This is a genomic window from Methanoregula sp., assembly GCF_049510175.1.
GTDB lineage: Archaea > Halobacteriota > Methanomicrobia > Methanomicrobiales > Methanospirillaceae > Methanoregula.
In genome coordinates this window covers 202624-225714 of the sequence record NZ_JBEKZF010000003.1, presented here as the reverse complement: position 1 = coordinate 225714, position 23091 = coordinate 202624, and the positions used below count along the sequence as shown (strand labels likewise).

At 53.7% G+C, this 23091-nt stretch carries 22 protein-coding genes and 1 tRNA gene; 16 read left to right on the top strand and 7 right to left on the bottom strand.

Going from position 1 to position 23091, the window contains the following annotated elements; translation table 11 throughout:
• Positions 1-579: 579 nt before the first annotated feature.
• The 4 genes from ABSG49_RS06765 (at position 580) to ABSG49_RS06750 (ending at position 2878) form a co-directional block, all read left to right on the top strand.
• Entirely contained in the window at positions 580-1011 is a 432-nt protein-coding gene (locus ABSG49_RS06765; RefSeq protein ID WP_424025358.1) for a type IV pilin domain-containing protein, read from the top strand.
• Between the two features lie 304 nt (positions 1012-1315).
• Positions 1316-1756 carry a type IV pilin N-terminal domain-containing protein gene (locus ABSG49_RS06760; RefSeq protein WP_424025357.1) on the top strand — a complete coding sequence of 147 codons (441 nt, stop codon included), beginning with the start codon at positions 1316-1318 and terminating at the stop codon, positions 1754-1756.
• A gap of 106 nt (positions 1757-1862) precedes the next feature.
• Positions 1863-2378 (top strand): hypothetical protein, encoded by a 516-nt coding sequence (locus ABSG49_RS06755; protein ID WP_424025356.1) that lies wholly within the window; start codon positions 1863-1865, stop codon positions 2376-2378.
• Between the two features lie 164 nt (positions 2379-2542).
• Positions 2543-2878, top strand: coding sequence for a cupin domain-containing protein (locus ABSG49_RS06750; protein WP_424025355.1), 336 nt, complete (start codon positions 2543-2545; stop codon positions 2876-2878).
• Positions 2879-2881: 3 nt separating this feature from the next.
• Here ABSG49_RS06750 and ABSG49_RS06745 read toward each other — a convergent pair.
• The 3 genes from ABSG49_RS06745 to ABSG49_RS06735 all read right to left on the bottom strand — a co-directional run bounded on the left by ABSG49_RS06745 (position 2882) and on the right by ABSG49_RS06735 (position 6088).
• A tRNA-Leu gene (locus tag ABSG49_RS06745) sits at positions 2882-2966 on the bottom strand.
• A gap of 205 nt (positions 2967-3171) precedes the next feature.
• Positions 3172-4986 (bottom strand): KUP/HAK/KT family potassium transporter, encoded by a 1815-nt coding sequence (locus ABSG49_RS06740; protein ID WP_424025354.1) that lies wholly within the window; start codon positions 4984-4986, stop codon positions 3172-3174.
• 73 nt (positions 4987-5059) lie between these two features.
• A complete protein-coding gene (locus ABSG49_RS06735) occupies positions 5060-6088 on the bottom strand; it encodes an AI-2E family transporter (protein ID WP_424025353.1) in 1029 nt (342 codons plus the stop codon).
• Positions 6089-6192: 104 nt separating this feature from the next.
• On the opposite strand from ABSG49_RS06735, the gene ABSG49_RS06730 reads away from it, so the two are divergent.
• On the top strand, positions 6193-7698 hold the full coding sequence (locus ABSG49_RS06730) for a TrkH family potassium uptake protein (RefSeq protein ID WP_424025352.1): 1506 nt from the start codon (positions 6193-6195) through the stop codon (positions 7696-7698).
• Positions 7699-7711: 13 nt separating this feature from the next.
• Here the strand turns inward: ABSG49_RS06730 and ABSG49_RS06725 are convergent, their stop codons facing one another.
• A complete protein-coding gene (locus ABSG49_RS06725) occupies positions 7712-10849 on the bottom strand; it encodes a PKD domain-containing protein (protein ID WP_424025362.1) in 3138 nt (1045 codons plus the stop codon).
• 101 nt (positions 10850-10950) lie between these two features.
• Positions 10951-12546: a calpain family cysteine peptidase gene (locus ABSG49_RS06720; protein ID WP_424025351.1), complete on the bottom strand. Its 1596-nt coding sequence runs from the start codon at positions 12544-12546 to the stop codon at positions 10951-10953.
• A gap of 483 nt (positions 12547-13029) precedes the next feature.
• Between ABSG49_RS06720 and ABSG49_RS06715 the strand changes: the two genes are divergently transcribed.
• On the top strand, positions 13030-14235 hold the full coding sequence (locus tag ABSG49_RS06715; RefSeq protein ID WP_424025350.1) for a TraB/GumN family protein: 1206 nt from the start codon (positions 13030-13032) through the stop codon (positions 14233-14235).
• Positions 14236-14260: 25 nt separating this feature from the next.
• Here the strand turns inward: ABSG49_RS06715 and ABSG49_RS06710 are convergent, their stop codons facing one another.
• Entirely contained in the window at positions 14261-14614 is a 354-nt protein-coding gene (locus ABSG49_RS06710; RefSeq protein ID WP_424025349.1) for a hypothetical protein, read from the bottom strand.
• Between the two features lie 172 nt (positions 14615-14786).
• On the opposite strand from ABSG49_RS06710, the gene ABSG49_RS06705 reads away from it, so the two are divergent.
• Positions 14787-15488: a hypothetical protein gene (locus tag ABSG49_RS06705; protein WP_424025348.1), complete on the top strand. Its 702-nt coding sequence runs from the start codon at positions 14787-14789 to the stop codon at positions 15486-15488.
• A gap of 8 nt (positions 15489-15496) precedes the next feature.
• Here the strand turns inward: ABSG49_RS06705 and ABSG49_RS06700 are convergent, their stop codons facing one another.
• On the bottom strand, positions 15497-16195 hold the full coding sequence (locus ABSG49_RS06700; protein ID WP_424025347.1) for a TIGR00266 family protein: 699 nt from the start codon (positions 16193-16195) through the stop codon (positions 15497-15499).
• Positions 16196-16297: 102 nt separating this feature from the next.
• Here ABSG49_RS06700 and ABSG49_RS06695 point away from each other — a divergent pair, with 102 nt between their 5' ends.
• The 9 genes from ABSG49_RS06695 to ABSG49_RS06655 all read left to right on the top strand — a co-directional run bounded on the left by ABSG49_RS06695 (position 16298) and on the right by ABSG49_RS06655 (position 23071).
• Positions 16298-17077, top strand: a complete 780-nt coding sequence (locus ABSG49_RS06695) for a hypothetical protein (protein WP_424025346.1) — start codon at positions 16298-16300, stop codon at positions 17075-17077.
• Positions 17078-17379: 302 nt separating this feature from the next.
• A complete protein-coding gene (locus ABSG49_RS06690) occupies positions 17380-17922 on the top strand; it encodes a bifunctional cobalt-precorrin-7 (C(5))-methyltransferase/cobalt-precorrin-6B (C(15))-methyltransferase (RefSeq protein WP_424025345.1) in 543 nt (180 codons plus the stop codon).
• A complete protein-coding gene (locus ABSG49_RS06685; RefSeq protein ID WP_424025344.1) occupies positions 17913-18518 on the top strand; it encodes a cobalt-factor II C(20)-methyltransferase in 606 nt (201 codons plus the stop codon). The genes ABSG49_RS06690 and ABSG49_RS06685 overlap by 10 nt, the downstream gene beginning before the upstream one ends.
• Complete coding sequence (locus ABSG49_RS06680) at positions 18505-19239, top strand: cobalt-precorrin-4/precorrin-4 C(11)-methyltransferase (RefSeq protein ID WP_424025343.1); 735 nt, start codon at positions 18505-18507, stop codon at positions 19237-19239. The genes ABSG49_RS06685 and ABSG49_RS06680 overlap by 14 nt, the downstream gene beginning before the upstream one ends.
• A complete protein-coding gene (gene cbiG / locus ABSG49_RS06675) occupies positions 19236-20108 on the top strand; it encodes a cobalt-precorrin 5A hydrolase (protein WP_424025342.1) in 873 nt (290 codons plus the stop codon). Before ABSG49_RS06680 ends, cbiG begins: the two co-directional genes overlap by 4 nt.
• A complete protein-coding gene (cobJ, locus tag ABSG49_RS06670; RefSeq protein WP_424025341.1) occupies positions 20092-20877 on the top strand; it encodes a precorrin-3B C(17)-methyltransferase in 786 nt (261 codons plus the stop codon). Before cbiG ends, cobJ begins: the two co-directional genes overlap by 17 nt.
• Positions 20825-21511 (top strand): precorrin-8X methylmutase, encoded by a 687-nt coding sequence (locus ABSG49_RS06665; RefSeq protein ID WP_424025340.1) that lies wholly within the window; start codon positions 20825-20827, stop codon positions 21509-21511. Before cobJ ends, ABSG49_RS06665 begins: the two co-directional genes overlap by 53 nt.
• Positions 21486-22493, top strand: coding sequence for a cobalt-precorrin-5B (C(1))-methyltransferase (locus ABSG49_RS06660; protein WP_424025339.1), 1008 nt, complete (start codon positions 21486-21488; stop codon positions 22491-22493). The genes ABSG49_RS06665 and ABSG49_RS06660 overlap by 26 nt, the downstream gene beginning before the upstream one ends.
• Positions 22490-23071: a cobalt-precorrin-7 (C(5))-methyltransferase gene (locus ABSG49_RS06655; protein WP_424025338.1), complete on the top strand. Its 582-nt coding sequence runs from the start codon at positions 22490-22492 to the stop codon at positions 23069-23071. Before ABSG49_RS06660 ends, ABSG49_RS06655 begins: the two co-directional genes overlap by 4 nt.
• Positions 23072-23091 lie beyond the last annotated feature (20 nt).

Sequence of the window (23091 nt, the reverse complement as noted above, 5' to 3'; positions counted from 1 at the left end):
AATTACGGCAACTGACACAACGGCCTATGGGGCGAAATCCCATGTTACCGTAACCGCCAATTTCAATGACGGCACCCAGCAGGTAATACTGGATACCTTCCTCTGATTATATTCAATTTTTTCAGGTGTAAGAAATCCCGGTTCGGAGAATTTCCCCGACAGCACGTTTACACTGACGGTTCTCTTCTCTCAATTGTTCATTCCGGTAGTATAACGGATCGCACCCATCACAAGGGTTTTTCCGGTTCGGGATAATAGCCGATTTCACAAAAATATAATCAGTGTGGTTTCCTCATCCGGTATGCGAACTCCTGATGTTACATAGATACGGGGTTGTTCAATCCAGGCTTGTAAATAGGATCGGTTATCCGTCGTAGGGGAATTTTATTTGATAGAGTAATATAAAAAATTCCAACAATTAAAAAAACCAAAAAAATACACCGATTTTTCATACGGATTCATTTGTAAAGCATAGTTAACATCTCCATTCAATTACAAACCTTAATATACATGCATTACAATTAGGTTAATTGTACATTGTCATGTCCGGATAGGGACATTTATTAGGTGTTTGACAAAATGACGTTTACAAAAAAGAATGACGAGGCAGTATCACCGGTCATTGGTGTGATCTTGATGGTCGCAATCACGGTGATCCTCGCGGCCGTTATCGCCGCGTTCGTGTTCGGCATGGCAGGAAACATCAGCAAGACCAAGGTTATCGCGGCAACGGCACAGAAACCGACTGCGACGGTAATTTCTGTCACCTACCAGGGTGGACAGGATGCAACATCATTCATGGGTGCCAACGTCACGGTAACTGATTCGGCTGCTACACCAGGAACAATAACATACTCCGTTGCCAAAAACAGTATGGGTTGGTTATCGCCCTCTGTTGGCAATTCAATTACGGCAACTGACACAACGGCCTATGGGGCGAAATCCCATGTTACCGTAACCGCCAATTTCAATGACGGCACCCAGCAGGTAATACTGGATACCTTCCTCTGATTATATTCAATTTTTTTAAGAGTATTGTTCGTTTTTGTAAGATTTGACGTAATCTCACTTATTTCACGAGATGAAATCTTGTTTTTATAGCTGGAAAGATTTTTTTATAATTCACAGGAACTGAAAATTTTTTATATAGCACGTCATCAGGAACGAAATTTTTTCCTGTTCCTCAATTTTCATGAAATTTTTTTAACAACGATCAAAACCATACGTTTCCTGTATAGATTTATATATAAGTTTTTTTGTACAGAGATATATGAAGTCAGTGATGAAATACTGATTCGTGAGCAGGAATCCTCAAATGCGATCAAAGGAAACTGAGGGGGGTGTATCTCCGGTTATCGGCACGATGCTGATGCTGGCAGTCACGGTGATTCTCGCGGCCGTTATCGCCGCGTTCGTGTTCGGTATGGCAGGGGCCGTCCAGAAACAAAAATCCGTGGCAGTGACGGTTTCAAAACCAGATGGAAGTCATATTTATGTAACCTATGCCGGCGGACAGGATGCCCCACTCTGCAATGCAGTGAATGTAACCGTAACTTCGGGTTCAGGAAACCCCGTCACGTACAATCCTTCTCTTAACGGACTCGGATATATGAATTCCGGAGGAGATGTGCTTGTGGTTGGCACTGAGGTTGTTGCAACATCAAGTATGGGATTTGCCGGGAAGAATAACCGCGTAGTGGCCGTAGGAAATTTTAACGAAGGAACCCAGCAGGTGCTATTGGATACGTATGTCTGATAGTGGTGAACCCGATGCACCCATCAAAATAACCACATTTTCTGGAATGAAATGACGGTCAAATTCACAATGCTCAATATGCTTGTCCACCCTATATTTTTCTATCATGGACAAATTCAAACTCTCACCGATCCTTCAATTCCTTCTCCTGTTGATACCTGTTGATATTTATGTCATCGGGGAATGGGTTGGATCTGGCATACAATGGGTATTATTCCGGTATATCGTGGTCGATAATCAATCGGCGCTCATCGTTCTTCCGAGCGAAGTCGTTCTTGTCCTGAATGGGACAATCAATGGCCAACGAACAGTTTTTTCTGAAATATTCTGGTTTTTTGGTGCCTGCCTTCTGCTCCTGGCTTTCCTTAGTATAGCGTTTTCTTATGTAAAACGAGAAAATAAACTCTTGAAACAAGGGGCTTTAATCGATGCGGGTGCCGGTATCTTTTTTCTGATCGCCCTCTTCATTCAGTATGGTTTTGCCCTTCACGGACCTGCCGGTTTTGTAATCCCGATCGGGTTGCCCATCCTTTTCATTATCGCATACTGGCTCTACCGGGAATCGGGTCGCAGTGATGATGAAGAAACCGCTCATGAAAAAGAATCGGAAATGATATCATAGAATGATTTTCACCGTTTTACCTCCATTCTTGCATTACCCGGCTCGACCCGGTAGAAATCCAAATTAACCTTTTTATAACCGGACTCTTGCCCGAAAAACAGACAAGCGTCTCCTTCAATCCCAACTTCTATGAGTTTTGACACCTAACGGGATCTGATCCTCCTATGCCCGACAGAAAGAATGAACCCCTCGCAGGCCGGGTCCTCGACCCGAAAGAGCTCATTGCCTACCAGGACGGCTCAGTGGTCAGCCGCATGCTCGTCTACAAAAAGACCGGCATCATCACGCTCTTTGCCTTCGATGCCGGTGAAGGCCTTTCCGAACACACGGCCCCGTTCGATGCGATTGCCACCATCATCGACGGGGAAGCAGAGATCACCATTGATAAAAATACGTTCGTGCTCAACGAGGGCCAGCTGATCATCATGCCCGCGAATATCCCCCACGCACTCAAGGCGGGGAAACGGTTCAAGATGATCCTGACCATGATTCACGAGTAACGATGCGTGGAGCAGGATTCGAACCTGCGAACGCCTGCGCGACGGGACCCTAAATCCCGCTCCTTTGGCCGGTCTCGGATATCCACGCCCACTATCACTGGGAGCGGGTACCATATTTTCTTTGTGCAGATGTCAGGCAGGGCAGAATATCCGGCATGTGCTGGGGGAGACTCAGGGATAGTAAAGAATCATCATCCGGAGGTGAAGGAACAGGTTCGTGCCCGTTTCTCCGGAACAATTGTTTATATCCCGGACCGTGAGCAGATCTTCCGTGGGGAATAAACACCCCGGGATCACATATCCACGCGTGTCACGACGCCGTGGATCTTGTCCGAGGGGAGTTTGTAGAACTGGACCATCGAAGGCGACACCCGCTTGAGGACAGCAAACAGCCGCCAGATGAAATGTGTGGTGACAATATCCTCCATGCCATAGAAGATGGTCTTCTCATCGATCTCGGCCTCTTTTAAGATGTTCCCGATATCGACAATCTCCATGTACCCGAGATAGATCTCGAAGATAGAGAGACCTTTTGTCAACTCCCGCGTCACGCCCCACGTCACCCCGAAGGGCTGCTCCGTCCGGATGATGGAGATGATGATGTTATCATCATAGACGATAGTGTTCGTGAACATGATCCGCGGGATATACTGGGGGAGACGCCGGAAATCCCGGGCAAAGAACAGGGCCGAGCCCGATATGCGGTTGGTCGAGGCATACACTTCGTTGAACTTCGGGAGGAAGTCTTCGAGCGGGATCGGTCTTAACGCATTGGCGAGTTTCTTCTGGCCATTGACATAGATCATGATGATACAGAACGGGATGAACGCGATAAGGAGAGAGATGTACCCGCCATAGGGGATCTTGTGAAGGTTGGCGATAAGGAAGACGAAATTCACCAGCAACACTACCGCGGCAATAAGACTCTTGACAATGGACCCCCGGAGGAGGAAGATCCACAGGATCATGATGCCGGTGATGGCCATCGTCCCGCTGACCGCAAGGCCATAGGCATGGGTAAGGTTATTGGACGACCTGAATATGATGATGATCATGAGGACCGCGAACAGCAGACACCAGTTCACGATATCGATATAGATCTGTGAACGGAGTTGCGGCGAGGTATATTCAACGCGGAAGAGCGGCAGGATGTGGGTGGTGATCCCCTGGTAGACAATGGAAAAAATCCCGGAGATCATCGCCTGCGATGCAATAACCGATGCAGCAATACTCAGGAGCAGGAACGGGATATACAGCATCTTCATTTCAGAATACATCATTTCAAAAAGAATATTCTGGGAACCGGGGTGGGCGATCAGGAATGCACCCTGTCCGAAGTAATTGATCGCAAGTGCAATGAAGACCAGGTACCACGCCCGGATGATCGGTTCCCGGCCAAGGTGCCCCATATCAGCATAGAGTGCCTCCCCGCCGGTTGCACAGAGGATCACGGAAGAGAGGATGAGAAAACCGGCCAGACCATTATGCAGGAGGTAATCAATCCCGTACATCGGGCTCAGTGCGAAAAGCACCTGGGGAGCTTCGACGAGTGCAATACCTCCCCCGATGGCAAGAGTGAGGAACCAGATGACCATCACCGGGCCGAATGCCCATGCAACTTTCTCGGAACCCCGAGCCTGGATGGAGAAAAGAATGATCGCAATGATACCGGCAACGAGCATCAGTGAGGCCTGGGCGGTATTCTCAAATCCGGGTATCAGGAGTACACCTTCAACAGCCGAGAGGATGGTGATCGCGGGGGTGATGACACAGTCCCCGATGAAAAGCGATATACCGACAATGGCAAGAAGGGATACGAACGCGATCTGGTTACCGGATTTGAGGAGGGGCAGGAGGATCTCCTTCAGCACGATCGTCCCGCCTTCACCTTTCTTACCCAGATGCATCGCGAGGTACGTGTATTCAACCGTGACCAGGAGGGTAAGGGTCCAGATGATCAGGGAAAGGATCCCCATGACATTCCCGGGAGTGGGGGGGATGAGGAGGAAGATCGCGGTGAGCGTATAAATCGGACTTGTACCGATGTCACCGAATACCAGTCCCATCGATTTAACGATACCTGGTGTAGTAAAATAGTCCCCGAGCATTCTTCCAATACTCTCATCAGAAACAGGGATAATGTTTTCCTTTCAAAGCCGGGTTCTGAAATCCTGTCTCACGCTACTCTGCAGCGGGTGGGAAATCAGCGCGATCTTTCCGGTCCTGGATATACATCCGGTAACTGGTGATGAGGAGGACAACGAGTACGGGTCCAAGGACAAACCCGGCCAGGCCCATGGTAAGGAGCCCCCCGATGATACCGACAAACATGATGACCGGGTTGATCTTGACGCGCCGGCCGACAAGCACCGGCCGGATAAAAATCTCCGGCATGCAGGATACGACAATATACCCAAGGAAAAACAGGATCATGACGCCCGGCAGGTCACCAATGGCAAGGGCATATGCCCCGACGAGAAGGAATGCGACCGATGATCCGAGAACGGGCACAAGTTCGCAGAAGGCTGCAAAAAATGAATAAAAGAAAATATTCCCGTATCCCAGCAGGTAAAAGACCGGGATCGCGATGAAAAATGTGAGGACCGCGATGGCAACCTGGACAACATAAATCGCGTACAGCGTATCGACGGTCACATCGGTCAGCCTGTTCACGAAAAAACTGAGGTGGACCGGCATCCGGTCCATGATCCGCTTTTTCAGTTCCTCGCCGTGAAGAAGAAGCACCACGAGCGTAAAGAAAAAGATGAAGGCCTTGAAGGCAATGAGGGTCAGGTTGGTGATGAGTGTGTCCTGGTAATCGACAAAAATGGTATTCCCGGTAGTGAGGAGGCTGGTGAAACTGGCCTTATTGAGAGGTACACCGAAGGCAACCGGGGTTGTCGAGGAACTGTTGATCCAGGTGCCGATGGTGGTGAACATCCCGGAGAGGGTCGGGGCATTCGAAGAAAAAATGGTGAGGGTGAACCAGACCACGACCCCGGACGCACCGATGATCCCGGCGGTAACGAGGACCGCTGAAATAAGGGGACGGGTATGCTGCGACAGGCGGTCGTGGAGGGGGAGAAGAACGATCGCCAGGGACGCTCCCAAAAGGACCATATCCATAATAGACCAGAACAGGATAATTCCGGCTACACTCAGGATGACCATGAGGATGAACGGGAACTGGTCGTTACGGAACATATACATAAGATTACCTAATGTTCGGGGCCCGGAATTAAAAGGGTGATTGTGGTTAAAACACGGAACAATACCCATAACAATATAACAATTCTAATCAGCTTGGTTATCTGATGAAGCGGTTTGAGCACATTGCGATGATCGCGCATGATATGGGGCTCATTTTCGAGTTCCTCGGCATCGTCTCCTTCCTGCCGTTTCTTGTCCTGGTGATCTTCGGGGAATGGAACCTCATCCTGCCCATGGCAACCGCACCGGTAACATTCCTTGTCATGGGTTTTTTGATTGCTCACGTCCCTTACGAGGATCTCGAGCCCTCCTTTTCGGTGACACTTTCGGCAGTAGCCTTATCCTGGCTGGCGATTGCATTCGTCGGTGCACTCCCCTTCATATTCGGCATGCACATGTCCTCTACCGACAGCATCTTTGAGGCCATGTCCGGCTGGACAGGAACGGCGTTTTCCATGATCCCCTCCCTGGACCAGACCCCGAAAACAATCCTGTTCTGGCGCTCGTTCATGCAATGGATTGGCGGAGTAGGTATCATCGTGTTTGGGGTCTCCCTGCACAGCAAGACCCGTGTCTCCCTCTTCCGGCTCTATCGCGCAGAAGGAAGGGAGGCGGAGCTGGTATCATCGTCCGCCTCGACCAGCCGGAGGATATGGATGATTTACCTTGTCCTGACCCTGGGGTTCACCGGTCTTGTCATGCTTGCAGGAATTCCCGTATGGGATTCCCTGAATCTCGTCATGACCACGATCGCCACCGGGGGGTTCACCATCCATACCGGCGGCCTGTCCTATTACAACAACCCGGTTCTTGAAATGCTCTTAATCCCCGTCATGCTTGCCGGCGCAATCCCGTTCAAGGTCTTTTTCTTCCTGTATAGGGGGAAGATCGGCGGGATGCTCCGGGACCGGACGGTCCGGATCCTGCTCTTTATCGCATTCGTGGGGTCGGTTATTGTCTCGAGCGATCTGTTTATTTTCGGGAATCTCTCCCTGGCTTCAGCATTCCGGCAGGGAACGTTTACGGCAATTTCAGGCCTCTGCACGTGCGGGTTGCAGAATTCGGATCCCCACTACTGGGCATCCATTCCCCTTGCCATCGTGACCATGATGGTTTTTATCGGGGGTGCCATGGGGAGTACTGCCGGGGGTGTCAAGGTAAACCGCCTGGTACTCGTGTATGACGGTGTCAAATGGTGGTTCCGCAGGTTTTTTGTCAGCAGCCGTGTCCTTATTCCCCTGCGGGTTGGCGGCAGGTCGCACTCAAAAGAGATCTCTGACCTGGCAATATCGAAGAACCTGCTCGTCATCGTCATCTATGTGCTGACGATCTTTTTCGCCACCATCATCTCACTTCATATTTATATCACGTCATTCCGGTTGGACGAGGTGGTTTTCGAGATCGTTTCCGCGTTGAGTAATGCAGGACTGACCGTTGGCTTCATCAGCGGGGCAAGTCCCCTTGCCATCAAGTGGATGTTCATTATCCTGATGTGGCTTGGCCGGCTCGAGATCGTCCCGGTGATCATCATCGCCATGGGGATTGTGAAGGCGATCCGGGTTGATATCGCATCCGATCAGGATAGCGGGGGTGTGAAAAGAACCAGATAACCGGAAAAATACATCATGGCCCATGTCTGTTACGGTAAACGGACAGGCCGGCATAGACAAGTATACAGATGATGATTAAAGCGGCGAAAAGAAGGCTGTTCTTCAATGCGTTGTCAGCGACCCACTGGATCATCCCGAAGAAGATCGATACGGCCGTTGACGGGGGTTGTGCGGGTGCCTGCCGGGCTATCGCGGCGGCAGGAGTTTTTACAGCGGCCGTAGCAACGGTTTGCGCTGCGGCTTTTGAGAAAAGGGCAAAACAGCAGAAATTATTCACCTCGGCAGTAACAATCCCCGTCTTCGCATCGAAACTGCTCGGGAGATCCTGCCAGGTACCGGATGTATGATCAAATTCCCTGATGGCATATTCCCTCCCCCATTGGGCCTCCGGGACCGTGAACGAAAGGGTGATTGCCGGTGAAAACGTAGCCCCGTTGGGGCTGAGTTCGTACGCCTTCCCGGCAAAGGATACTGCCTGCCCGGCAGGCAATGACGGAACATCTGCCTGAGGGATCGAGGCAATACTGATCGAAGATACCGGGTTGCCGGTCCCGTCCTTCGCCAAAACACCCTGCCCGATCGTCACCGTGGCAAGGTTGTCGGTTGACTTCAGGTTCGTTTCCTGGGTTATCATGCCGTTTGCGTTGGAATAGAGCGATGCTGTCTTGCCGGGGTCGGGGAGTTCAGCTGGCGCCTTCATTTCGGGATTGTTCTGGTTCTGCACTGCATGCACGGCTGCACCTTTTCCGCCGCCGGTACCCGGGCTGCCTGAATCAGAAATGCTCCCGGAATTGGAAGGTGCCGAAAGAGCCTCGGGTGCCGGAGGGCTGATATAGCTGGTAATAGTGAGGGTGATCAGCTGGAACGGGTTGCCGGAACCGGAGAGCAGAGTAAGAGCGAAGGTCGAGGTTCCATGGGGGGAATCAGCCGCAAAGTAGTCCAGGTTCTTTACGGAATCATTGTACAGGAATGTTGTATTAAGGACTTCCCCGGTCGAACCACCATCAGCAATACGTTCGATAAACGTCTGGTTCCGGCCGCCCGGGCCTCCGATCCAGCTGGAGTTGACACTCATATTGATATGAGCGGTAGTGCCGGCGGGGAAACCGGTTTTCGTGATCTTTGTGGTGTACGCAAGATCGGATACCCCGAGAAAGTTCGACAGCGTCGCAATTTTCTGGAACAGCGTCATATCACTGGCAAGTGCACCCTCCCATACCCGGGTATTCACTGTTCCTCCGACCGGGTACGTCGGGGATCTGATAACATAGTTGATTACAAGAGAATCTCCCGTCCGTTTCGAAAATCCTGAAGGTTTGATATCTTCGGTCTGAAGGATCACGCCGCTGATGTTCCCCGTGATATCAGTGCCGGAAACGGTAAAACCGATGCCGTCATTGGAGAGGAACGTAATATTCTGGAAACCGTGGGATAATAATGCCGGATCAGTGCAGATGAGCGCGGTACCGGAAATACCGGAAAGGGTAGTGGTGTTAAATGTCACGAACTGCGGCCCGTACTGGCTCGAAATTGAAATTCCGTGAATGGTTGTGTCGGCATTTTTATTTGCACCGGTCAGGACCTGGATTGTTTTTTGCGCACTCGATGAACCCCAGGTGTTGTTGACATTGAGCGTCGCTGTATAGGTTCCTGCTGCAGTGTACGTATTGGTTGCATTTTTTTGCAGGGGATCGGTTGTGTTGAACCATGTCCCGTCACCGAATGACCAGTTCCAGGTAGTGGCGGAGATCGATGTATCGTTGAACTGTACCGGGAGGGGAGCAAAACCCGAGCTGACATTGGTCACGAAGGAGGGGACCGGATTGGAGCCGATACTGATCTCATACGTGGAACTGATGGGTGTTTCATTCCGGCAATAGGGATTATTTACGGTAAGCCTGACATCGTATATTCCCGGGATCGTATAGGTCCAGGAAGGGCTTGCCGGGTCAACGGACCGGTTCCCGTCGCCATATTCCCATACCCGGTGGGAAACGGGGGTTGATTCTCCTGAGGTGGCATCGGTGAAATTGATGGTATAGGGCACAGCACCTCCCTGCGAGGACATGGTGAAGTCCGCTACCGGGCAGGTCTCGGTGGCATTGATCGTATAGAGGTAAATGTCCCCCTTGCCATCTCTCCAGTCAGTCCAGACGACCCGGTTATCGTAGATGGCGGGACCAAACATGGTATAGCCGTTTGCATCAGGTACGGTAGAAATGATGGATGCATTGGTGCCGGTAAGGCGGGTATTCTGGCCAACCGAGGTGTCATTCAGGTAAAGATCATAGGGACCATTGGCCGCGCGATTTCGGCTGTCGAACCAGACTATTTTTGTGCCATATATCGCGGGACGATCTTTCTTATAATTAGTTGAACCGGAATCGATCCTCGAGTACGTCAAAGTCCTTGTATCAGTCTCATTGATAATCCCTTTGGAGGAAAGGATCTCATCCCTCCACACAACCTTTGACCCGTATATTGCTGGTTTAGACTGGCTGGATGCAAGCGTGCCCGGCGTCAGGTTATACAATGTGTTCGAAGATGTATCATTCATAAAAATGTCTGTTTTTCCTGCGGGATTGTTCCGGTAATCCTGCCACACGATGAGATTTCCGGAAATCGCAGGGTACTTTTTGTCAATGCCCGGGGCACCGGGCGAGATGAGGGTCTCTTTCGATGTTGTAAGATTACGCCGGTAGATATCAAAATACCCGTTCCGGTAATCCTGCCACACGATATTATTACCGTCAATTGCGGGGGCAGAGTGCTCGTAGGCACCCTTGGTGATCCGTTTTTCTGTATGATTCGAGAGATTGTTCAGGTAGATATCGTAATTCCCGTTCCGGTAATCCTGCCACACGACCCAATTCCCGGATATGGCGGGAACATGGGCGACAGCGCCTGCACTCGCAGGGGTAATCCGGCGTTCTTCGCCGGAACTGATATTGTACCCATAGATATCCCACCCCCCGTTCCGGGCATCCTCCCAGACGATCCAGTTGCCGTAAATTGCCGGGGCGAACTGGTTGGAGTCCGTTGTATTGAGAGTGATAAGAGTTTCCGTGCCGGCACTGACATGAGGGATAAAAACCGGAGTGATCAGGAGGATGACGAGTATCCCTGCCAGGAGTTCGGGATTCTGCAGCATGGTGTTCACGTGATCATCTCCGCTTTTCTGATATCCCCGGTCTCACCGGATAATTTCTTGTTTTTCCGCGAATCCTTGAATGAAAGGAATAAGGTAAAAATCTATACCCACCCTAAACCCCGGAAATACAGGCCGAATTTATCAAATCTCATTGCGAATACACCGTCCTGCAATATATAATTGGCAATGGGACAATTTTTGATACTGGGATCCGGTATCCACAATGGACCAAATCCGGAAATATTCAGAGTTGCATCAAGGAATTTGGCAGCGGCCATTGAATTGACAACAGTTCTTATCTGTCCCCAGGGGTTTCGCAATAAGATGTAGTTGGTACCGTTCTGGATATAAGAGCCCAGAACAGAATATGAATGGCTGGCAACGAACAGATCGCTGTTATAGGCAACACCGGAACTTTTTGGTGCAGGATACGTAAACTGGCATGGCGTCCCTTCCTGAGGTGATGTGACAAGCGGATCCTGTGTGTCATACGTGAAAGCGACGGTGGTGTATGTTGTCGGGCGGAATATATTCGGGGCATTCAACGTATAGCAATTTTTATTATATAACCAGTCCCATAATGTGCCCTGCGGGGCTGGTGCTGGCAGGGGTGTATTTACCTGGAGGAGTGTCAGGGGGGCATCATCGGCACTCCATTTAAAATTATTTATATTGTTAGCCGGATAATCGGCTGTTTTATTGGTAAATTGTTTGAAGTTGTTGTCACCTTTCAACAGGTAGAGCGCATAGAGAGGACTTCCCGGACCGAAACAAGTACAGATATTTGGTTGCACTCCCTGATCGGGTACGCTCGCCGGATAGAGCATACGCATTGCAAAAGCCCGCTCTAACATGGGTACCCACATATCAAGGTATTTCGAATGCGACCAGGCAAAATTCGTGCTGGTTGGGAGATTACCCGTTTTTAACGGGAGACCGTTATCAGGATAAATAAAGGAATTGTCCAGATTGGTTGCCGGATCGCTGTTCGGATCATCGAGGAGTACGAATATACCATCAGCATTTGTCGGCTCGAAAAATGTTCTGTCAGTCCATGCAATGGAACTCATGGCAGCAAGCAGCCAGCAGTTACTCCCTGTTCCCTGGATAGGGGCATCATACGTTGGCGGATGGTTCACCCAATTTACCTGAGATTGTACGTAATTCGGGTTCTGGTAACAGGCCTGATCCTGGGCACCGCCCGCGGTATGGACATCGGTTCCAAATGGCGGTGCATGACTTTGCACTGTTCTCCATATCGCTTTTTGGATTGCGTCTTTGGAAGCAAAAATTAACGATTTATACGCAGGATCGAAACACTGTTCAAAAGGCAATGGAGTCCCCGATGGACTCACGTTATTCGCGATCAAGGTCTTGAGTTCCCTTATTTTCATATCTGTTGTTGTCCAGTTTGTGATTACCTGATGTTGGATAGCCTGGTTCCGGTTGACAATCGCGTAAGGATTTTTTGCACCAATAATTACATCTCCGAATCTCCTCCGGTACCCGGGTTCCAGGTAGTGGCTTTGATAGGATGGCAGATCCCGCGAGAATTCTCCTGATTGTGTTTTTGTTGTGGGCTTAAACGGGGGGACTGGTTGAATACGGTCCCCCTGTTCAACGATATTCACCATATTTTCTTTAACGATCCCTGTCACCGCACTTGTTTTATCCGGTACTATTTTTTTCATCGGCATTTGCATCCACCCTCACAATGCCAGCCCAGACGGATCCTCTATGACGATCCACAATTACCGCACCAGCACTGAGTGAATACTCATATCGCTATATCATAAAGGTTATTAATCAAAGGTAAATTTAGTATTTATAATATCAATGTATCGTAAAGAGATTTAACCCGAAAATCGAAATTCCTGACAATTCACAGATAATTTTGTTCCCCATATAAAAAAGAATTTTTATTTAAAGTTATTTAAAGTAATTCATAGGTATACACAAGTGATCCTCATTAATTATGTATCCATACAGAACATGGCGGGAGAAAAGCACGGATTGCCTGCACGTCGTGGTTACCCTTAACTGCACGATTTCGATATCTTGAACGGTCAATCGCGGTTGCGCATCCTTATCGCGACCACAACCCCAACCGGAAAAATGCACAGTACCCCCCACCCCTTAATGACCCTGCAGCGCCAATACTTGGGGAACAACGGTGATGAATGGCAGAGATCAAAATAATCGGTACCGCACACGTCTCCCAATCAAGCGTGGACGAGGTCAGGACCGCAATCGATGAATATCAACCGGACGTTATAGCAATAGAACTTGACCCTTCACGTTTTGCCGCATTAAAAAAACTGGCACGCGACCCAACCGTCGACGACGTGCTTGAGATCAAGAATTTCAACACCCTTCTCGTCCAGTGGCTCCTGGCCTACCTCCAGCGCAAGATCGGGTTCGACGTGGGCGTTGAACCCGGCGCAGAGATGAAGGCCGCGATCGAAGAAGCCGACAAGCGGGGCATACCGATAGGCCTCGTAGACCGGGATATCCGGGTTACGCTCCTGCGGTTCTGGAACTCCCTGGGTTTTTTTGAAAAGATCAGGATGTTCTGGGCCCTGATCGTCTCCATCGTAGAGATCGACAGCGGGGAGGAGATCGATATCGAGGCGCTCAAGGACCAGGACGTGATCGACGTGGTCATGGAGGAGTTCCGCAGGTTCTCCCCCAATGGATCGCGGGCGCTCATCGATGAACGGGACGCCTTCATCGCACACCAGCTCGTCCTCCTCAAGGCCCAGCGTCCTGAAGGAAAGATCCTCGCGGTCATCGGTGCCGGTCACCGGAAGGGTATCTCGGCATTCCTTGAGAATCCCGCCACCCTCCCTCCCTTCGATGCGCTCACCCGGGAGCCAAAACCCTTCCCCTGGGCAAAGGTATTCGGCTTTATCGTGACGTTCCTCTTCTTCTTCCTGCTCGCCGCCATCGCGTTCTCAGGGGTCGGGTGGACTGTCCTCCTCTATGCCTTCCTCTTCTGGGTGGTCATCCACGGAGCGATTTCCGCGTTTTTCGTCCTGCTGGCCGGCGGCCACCCGTACTCGGCAGCGACCTGTTTCGGGGTGGCATGGATGACCTCCCTCAACCCGATGCTCCATGCCGGGTGGATCGGTGCGTACGTGGAAGCGCGGGTGCGCAAGCCCCCCATCTCGGACTTCCGGAAGATCTACCAGACAGAATCCCTCTCGGAGATGGCCAGGATCCCCCTCTTCAAGGTCGTGCTCGTCGCAGCGCTCGGGAATCTCGGGAGCCTGATTGGGACCGTCCTGTATTTCATCTTCGTCTTCCCGGTCCTCGGGATTGACCCGGTGGTTGTCATATCCACCGGTATCCACAATATGGGGGCATGGGTAACCGGGATCATCTGATCACCCGGTTTTCCCCTCCTCACCATCAGCGGCCATGCTGCAGGTCCGCAATTTCCTTATCAATCCAGTCCTGGACTACGAGTTTCATCCGGTCCCGGGACATGCCGTCGTGGTACCGGAAACGGATCTCTGCTTCGAGCATATCGAGAACGGGGGTCACGAGGGTAAAATAGGATGCGGTGCAGGTAAATCCGCCGGATCTCTCAAGATGGAGCATGACCAGTTCGTTCAGGTGCTCAAGTTCGCCGGTCAGGCTGATGATGCTCTCAAGCGTCATGCCGACCGGCACTTCTGAGCTGAACGCGTCCCCGTCGTCAACCGCCCCATCGGATAGGCAATACTCTTTTTCCGGCGTATCTCCGGCACTCTGGTCAGTCATGGAAACCTGCAGGGTTTAAGGGCAATGTTCTCCGTCCCTCAACAGAGGAGTGGATAAAGAGGTTCATCCCTGCCGGGATTTATGGTTTGTGCGTTGGCCGGCCAAAAAGGTTATTCAGTACCGGCACATTCTCCTCCTGTAAGCAGTGTCCTGAAGTTTCTCGTGTGGTACCATGTCAAGCACAGCACTCCTCGTTATCGAAGGCCTCTGGTGGACCCCGGAACAAAAACCGAAACGCCCCTCGGTCCTCCTGTTCCTCGAAGGCCTTGAAAATTTTCGGGGCGATTTCAATATCTATTACGCGAACTTTTACGAAAAGATCGGCTTCCGCAGGGCCCTCGAGGACGACCTGACCAACACGCGGGAAGACCGTCTCTTCCTCTATGTCGCCGCTCACGGCACCGGAAAACGGATTGGGGGCTTAAAAGCGAAGACCGGCATGAAACTGCCGGCCATGTTCAAGGTAGTGAAGAGTGCGGCAAACTACTCCAATATCGAAGGCGTGCTGATCGGCTCCTGCAGCGTGGGCAATAACATCGACGATTTCATCTCGACAACAAAAAATTCCCATATCGCATGGATCTTCGGCTATACCTGCGAGATTGGCTGGATGGCGAGTACGCTCATCGATGTCTCCATCTTCGAGCACCTGATGAAACTCAAAAAAAGCGATCTCAAAAGCAGGAAAAAGATCCTTGATGCGTTTGTCAGGGCCCTTAACCGGTTCAACGGCAATTATGTCCTCTGCAAAGAAAAAGGGAGGAATATCTTCCTGAAAAATGCGATCACTCTCGTTGTCCAGCCACGCAGCCCGGGGGCAAAAGCGCAGGACGAGACCAGATACCTGACGGAAAAACTGGGCTGGAATAAATAATCTGGTATTCAGACCGACTTGACCTTCACTTCCGGCTTGGGCAGGTAGGGGATGAGGGAAGCGGCGAGTTTTGCGATATCCATGGACTGGAGTACGACTTTTCCCGGGCCGGTGAGGGTGGTGACAAACAGCCCTTCCCCTCCCAGGAGTGCCGTCGTGATTCCCCCGGCAAGCGTGATATCGTAGCTCACCGTGTGGTCGAACCCGACGACCAGCCCGGTCTGCACTTTCACGACCTCCCCGGGCTCCAGGGTCATCTCGATGATGTCCCCGCAGCAGTGGAGAAAGGCGGTTCCCTGCCCTGCTATGCACTGGAGGATGAACCCCTCCCCGCCGAACAGCCCTGCCCGGATCCTGTCCGTAACAGCGATATCCAGCTCCACGCCCTCATCGCAGCAGAGGAACGACTCTTTCCGCGCAATGAACTCCTTGTCCGGGCCAACCATCACCGGAAAGATCTTGCCGGGCATGGTACCGGCAAAGGAGACGAACCCGGTATGGTCGCCCGCAGTGAACCGGGTCAGGAACACGCTCTCGCCGGTCACGGCGCGTTTCAGGCCGGAGATGATGCCCCCTTTCAGCTGGCTCTCCATCGTAAATGTTCCGGTCATGTTCACCATCGAGCCGGCCTCCGCAAAGATCCCTTCCCCCGGCTGGAGATCAATCTTTACCATCTGCAGGTTATTGCCAATAATCTCGTGCTTCATAGCATTCCTGACAGAAGTTTTGCGGAAGAGGAGAAATGTGTTGCGGGACGGGGGATGCGTGCCGACTGACAAGATATTATAATTCTATACTGTATAATATTCATGGTACCGCAGGAGCATTTCCTGATCTTCACTCCCGGAAACGATGCACCGGCGCTTTTTACCGCGGCACTCCGTTCCGATGGAGGAATCACCCGCTCGTTTGCTCTCGTGGAACTTGGCGTAACGTCCGACACCCCGGGCGATTCACTGGCGGAACGGGAGCAAAAACAGGGCTTCAGAACCAGTCTCTCGAGGGTGAAGGAACTCGCAGCATCGCTTGGCATCCCGCACCTCACCCTTTACATCGATCCGCCCACACCCGATACCGTTACTGCAACGGTGCTCGGCATCTGCCGGGACCATCCCGGCGCACAGTACTCAGTCCTCCTTGCCGGTGCCTCGGTTCCTGTTACCACCGGCCTGTTCCGGATGGCCGCATGGCTTGGTGCGGATATCTCCTCTGCAGGCAGGAAAGCCGCGGTGCAGCCGCTCACCCTCCCGCAGTTCCGGGTGAATGACCTCGTAGCAAACCCGAATTACGGGGCGATACTGACCCTCCTGCACAGCAAGCCAGCGGTGAAGGATGGCGCACCATCCGGTATCCCCCGCCGGCAGCTCTTCGGGTCCATGAAAGATCTGTACCTGCCTGTCCGTACCCTGGCGGGCAGGCCGGCGCACCGCGGGCTGACACCGGGCAACTTTTCACAGATGCTCGCAACACTGATCGGGTGGGGTCTTGTTGCGGAACAAAAAAATTCAGCAGGGGTCAAAGGCCGGCTGTACGGGATCACGCCCGATGGGGAGCTCGTGTTTTCCCTGCTTTCGTCCGCCTCTCGCTGACGTGAGGATGTCTGCTATGGTGCAGATATTCTGTAATGTTACAGAATTTTTGCATGGTTACGAAGGATGAAGATCGCGTTTGAAAATTTCTGGGCAGGGGCTGAGAGGGTGATTGAAAAAGCCGCTCCCAAGTGGCTGCTGAAACTGCATCGCAGTTTCAGACATTTTCAGGCAGGGTATGAGTGAATAAACCCTTCCATAGGATCCAAATTTGTCCGGGTTACGATGAACCATCGCAAGGGTCATCGACTCTCCCCCGTTAAAACAATCATTAATACCTTAATGCAACCAAACTTGTGCAGATGAACGGGACAAAACTTGCCGGTGGTCCGACCCAGGACGAGATCATGGCGGTCTCCCTCTTCAAACTGGGACTGCTCCGCACCGATACCATCCTTGAGATCGGCTGCGGTACCGGTAAGGTCTCGGTCGCGATGGCGAAGACCGTAAAAAAAGTGTACTCTCTGGATAAACGTCCGGACGCGGTCTCGCTTGCCACGGAAAACGCACGACATGCGGGAGTGCAGAACATCGAATTTTTCTGCACGGACGCGGTGGGTTTTCTCAAAGGAGACCGGGTGTTCGACTGTGCATTCCTTGGCGGTACCCAGAACCTTGCGGAGATCCTCCCGGTGCTTGCAAAGAAGGTAAAGCGGACGATCGTGATCAACGCAGTATTGGTGGGCACGCTCGAACAGGCGATGAATGCCCTGAAGGAACTCGGGATCTTTACCGAGGTCGTGCAGGTGCAGGTCTCACGGTCGCACGATATCGCCGGCAGTATCATGTTCCGGCCGATTGACCCGGTCTGGATTATCGTGGGAAGGGGCACCGCATGCTCGTAGGCCTTGGCCTCGGGCCGGGAAACCCCGAACTCCTCACGCTCCGTGCGGTCCGCCTCCTCAGGGAAGCCGATGCCGTCTTTGTCCCCGGAAGGATCGCAAAGGACCTGGTCGCCCCGTACCGCGATGCTGTCGTACTCGAATTTCCCATGACGGATGACGAGGCAAGGATCCGGCGATGCCTTGAAGAGAATGCAGAGAAGATCGCACCCGTGGCAGAGAAGGGCCTCGCCATCTTCGGGATCCTGGGCGACCCGAACTTCTTCTCGACCTTCTCGCGCCTCTGTGCCGTACTCGCAGAGGAACACCCGGCGATTGAGTGCCGGACGGAACCTGGGATCAGCGCCATCACCGCCTTCGCTGCCGCTGCCGGCATTCCGGTCAACGAAGGCTTCTGCGTTTCGGACGGCACAATGTCGGATACGAAGATCCTGCTGAAGGTACGAAAACCGAAGGAGAGGGCAGCCTCCCTGATCGCCGAGGGTTACCGGGAGTTCGTGCTGGTCGAGCGGATGTTTTTCGATGACATGAAGATCTACCGGAACAAAGAGCTCCCGGAGAAGAGCGATTACATGAGCGTGATGTATGCCCGGAAATGACGAGGCGAATGTGATCTGGTTTGTCGGTGCCGGCCCCGGCGACCCGGAGCTGATCACCGTAAAGGGCAGGGCCCTGCTCGACACAGCGGACGTGCTGGTCTATGCCGGTTCGCTCGTCAACCCCGCCTTGGTAGAGAGCAGCCCGGCAGCGGAGAAAGTGGACAGCTGGGACAGGAAACTCGACGAGATGGTCGCACTCATGATCGACCGGGCCCGCAGGGGAAAGCGCGTGGTCAGGCTCCACTCCGGAGACCCGGCAATCTACGGGTCGATCGTTGAGCAGATCGCGGAACTGGAGAAGGCCGGCCTGTCCGTTGCCATCGTCCCCGGTGTCTCATCAGCCTTTGCTGCGGCAGCCGCCCTTGGCACCGAGTTCACGCCCAAGGGGGTTTCCGACACCCTGATCATCACCCGCCCGGCCGGGAAGACCCTGGAGAAGGATTACATTACCGAGCTCTCGCAGGTACCGGCAACGATGGCATTCTTCCTCGGCAGTGAGCATTTTGCCGATATCACGGCAAAACTCTCCTGTCCCCGCGACACGCCTGCCGTGGTGATCTACCACGCCTCGTGGCCCGACCAGAAGATTGTCCGGGGCACGGTTGCCGATATCGCGGGGAAGGCTCAATCCGCCGGCATCACGCGGTCGGCCCTGCTCATCGTCGGGTATGCCGTGCTGGGAACCGCCTCTGACTACATGCGATCGCATCTCTATTCATGACCGATACCATCGTAATTGCCCTCCCGTTTTTCATGAGGGAGGCAGAACGCGTTGCCGCATTTCTTGGAGCCGAAGCGGAGGAATATTCGGCGGATCTGTTTTCCCGGGCTGTCAGTGAGAAGCACCGCATCGTTGCCCTCATGTCGATGGGCATCGTGGTCCGGAAGATCGCCCCGCTCCTGACGGACAAATGGAACGATCCGGCAATTGTTGTTATCAGCCCGGACATGCGATACGCGATCCCGCTGATCGGCGGCCACCATGGTGCGAACCAGCTGGCAAAGGAACTGGAAGGCCTGGGTCTGATTCCCGTCATCACCACGGCAACCGAATCCATGGGCCGCGACTCCGTCGAACAGATCGCGGAACGGAGTGGCACCGACATCCTGAACCGTGACTCGACCCGCAGCGTGAATGCTGCGCTGCTTGAGTCCGATCTGCCGGTCCACGCGGTACATGGACCCTCCCTTGTGATCGCGGGGCCGGATGTCTCCATTCTCGTAAAAAAGGGTGAATACTCGATCGGCATCGGGTGCCGGAAAGGTATCAATACCGATGAAGTAACAACGGCGATCGATCGTGCGCTGGAAGAAGCCAACATTGCAGAACAGGACGTGCTGGTGTACGCGACAACGGTAAAAAAGATGCATGAGTCAGGCCTGACGGATGCCGTCTCTGCACGTTCCGGGAATTTAATATTCCTTGCAGATGATACCATAAACGCACAGTCTGGCCTCTCGCCATCGCGGGCATCCCGGATCGGCCTTCGCGGTGTCGCGGAGCCCTGCGCCCTTGCCGTGTCGAAGAGAAAAGAACTGGTCGCAAAGAAGAAAGTATACGGGAGAGTCACGATTGCCATCGCACGCTGAGCCCGGAAAAGGAAGTCTTGCCATCGTCGGCCTCGGGCCGGGGCGGCGGGAGTACATGACCCCCCGCGCCCTCAAGGCAGTTGCCCATGCTGATTATGTGCTTGGCCACTCCACCTACCTCGAACCGCTGGAACCGCTCCTCAAGGGTAAGACCGTGATCAGCAGTTCCATGGGAAAAGAGGTGGACCGGGCAGAGCAGGCAATCGATCTGGCCAAAAACCACGCGGTCGCGATCGTTTCCGGAGGTGATGCCGGCGTGTACGGAATGGCAAGCATCGTCCTTGAGGTGCTGGAACACCGTGGTGTGGTGATCCCGGTTGAAGTGATACCGGGCGTGACGGCGGCCACTGCGGCGGCCTCCCGGGTCGGATCCCCCCTCTCCGGGGATTTTGCCGTGATCAGCCTCTCCGATCTTCTTACGCCGCTCGATGTGATCGAGACACGCCTCGATGCGGTCTTCGCGCTCGGGATACCGGTTGTCCTGTATAACCCGAAGAGCCGGGGCCGGCCGCACAACTTTGCCCTTGCCGTGGAGCATGCGCGGAAACATCTCGGCCAAACGACCCCCATTGCCATTGTGAAAAATGCGCTGCGCGAGGATGAAGAGACCGTCATCACGACACTGGGGGAGATCGAAGAGCATGAACCTGCCGTTGACATGCACACGACCGTGATCATCGGAGGAACGGAGAGCAGGATCTGGAGGATGGGAAACGATGTCAAAGGAATCATCACGCCACGGGGATACCACCGGAAATACCTATATTGATCCCGGTGCCGACACGAAGGAAGGCTACGCGATCTCGAAAAAGTCCCGGGCGCTCGCACGAAAAGCGCTCGGTAACGAGACCCCCGAGGACCGCGTGAAGCAGCGGTGCTCCATTGCAGTCGGTGATTTTGCAATGGCGGAGCTGATGCGGTTCCGGCATGACCCGATCCCCGCGGTCCTCGAAGCCCTGCGACAGGGTGCACCGATCATCACGGACATCCGTATGGTCCAGATCGGTATCCAGAAAAATGGGCATGCGAGCGAGGTATTGTGCGCGCTTGACTTCGGTGCCGATATCGTCCACGAGAAGGAGATAACGCGGAGCTCCGCAGGTTTCCTTGCCCTCAAAGAGAAACTGCCCGGGTCCATCGTTGTGATCGGCAATTCGCCATCGGCACTTCTCTCTCTCTGCTCGATGGTCCGGGACGGGATACGACCGGCCGCGATCATCGGTGCACCGGTCGGTTTTGTCAATGCCGCAGAGTCCAAAGTCGAGCTGCGGACGCTCGATATCCCGTCCATCTCCTCGGAAGGGACGCGGGGCGGCACACCGGTCGCCGTTGCGGCAGTCAACGAGTGCATCACCATGTATATCGAGGACCCGAACCATGCGCGATCCGGTCACCGGCTTTGAATACCCGGATACGTGGGTGGAGCGGTGCCAGGATCCCGGAAAACTGCTGCTCGCGGAAAAAGGCCTCGCCGTCCTGACTTCAACGGGAACAGTCCTCGTGCGGGGTTTTACCACCGGCACAACTGCCGCCGCGGCCTGCAAGGCAGCCGTCCTCTCGCTTGCAGGAGGAGTCGTCACGTCTGTCACGATCACGATCCCCTGCGGCCTGACCATTGAAGTTCCCGTTGATGGTGATGCCGGGCGGGCTTCTGCAAAAAAGTTTGCCGGTGATTATCCCGGCGATGTCACGGCCGGCCTCCTCTTTGCAGCACAGGCGATCCCCCGCGAAGGCGGTATTCACCTGTCCTTCGGAGACGGCATCGGCAGGTTTTCCCGTGATACCCCGCGGTTCAAGGCCGGCACGCCGGCGGTCAGCCCCCCGGCAATGGCCTGTATCCATTCGTCTGTCCAGGAAGCACTCGGAAAAACCGGTCTTGCGGGGATCGAAGTGCAGCTCCACATCCCGCAGGGGAGGGAGATTGCACAGAAGACCTTAAACCCCCGCATGGGTGTCATGGGGGGTGTCTCGATTCTTGGCACCACCGGCCTTGTCGAACCCTGGGACGATCACCTTACGGAATCCACTCTCGAACGGATCTCGGCTGCGGAACGGCCGGTCCTCACGACCGGACGTACCGGCCTCCGGTTTGCCCGGCTGATGTATCCCGACCGTGAGGTGATCCTCATCGGCGGGAAGATCGAACGGGCTGTTGCAGCGGTCCGGGGCGGGGCGATCCTTTTTGGCCTCCCCGCGCTCATCCTCCGGTATATCAACCCGCAGATCCTGGAAGGGACCGGATCTGCCACCGTGGAGGAACTGTCGGTCACCCCGGCCTTTCCCGCTATCGTGGAGAAGAACCTTGCTGCGTTCAGGCAGCAGTATCCCGCAATCAGCATCGTACTGGTGAACCGGGAAGGACAGGTCATGGGAGAGAGTGCATGAAGATCATCGGTGTCGGCTGCGGCCCGGGGCTGCTCACGGAACAGGCAATCCGGGAACTCAAAACAGCCCGGAACGTGTACGGATCGGAACGGGCGATCGAGCTGGCGCGGCCCTATCTCCCCGCGTCCTGCCGGGTTAGATCCATTGACGATTTCAAGAGCCTCAGCCGGCTCCCGCAGGACTCCGTGATCCTCTCGACCGGTGATCCCATGCTCGCCGGCCTCGGATACCTCCCGGGCGAGGTCATCCCGGGCATATCCTCGCTCCAGATCGCAACCGCCCGCCTCCATATCCCCCTGTCAAGGGTATCGGTGGTTGTTGCCCATGGGCTGGGCCATGAGAAGGGCATGACAGATACCGTCGACGAGCTAAAACGGGGGAAGATCGTCTTCCTCCTTGCGGACCCGAAATTCGATGTGGAAGAGCTGTATTCCCGGATCCAGCGGCTGTCCATTCCCCTCCGGATTGCGGTCTGCGAGAACCTCGGGTACCCGAAGGAAAAAATCGACGTCGGCCCCGTTGGATCACCCCCCGGGACCACCGCAGACCTCTATTCCCTCGTTATCGGGAATTTTTAAGCGCAGGGAGGTGCAGGAAT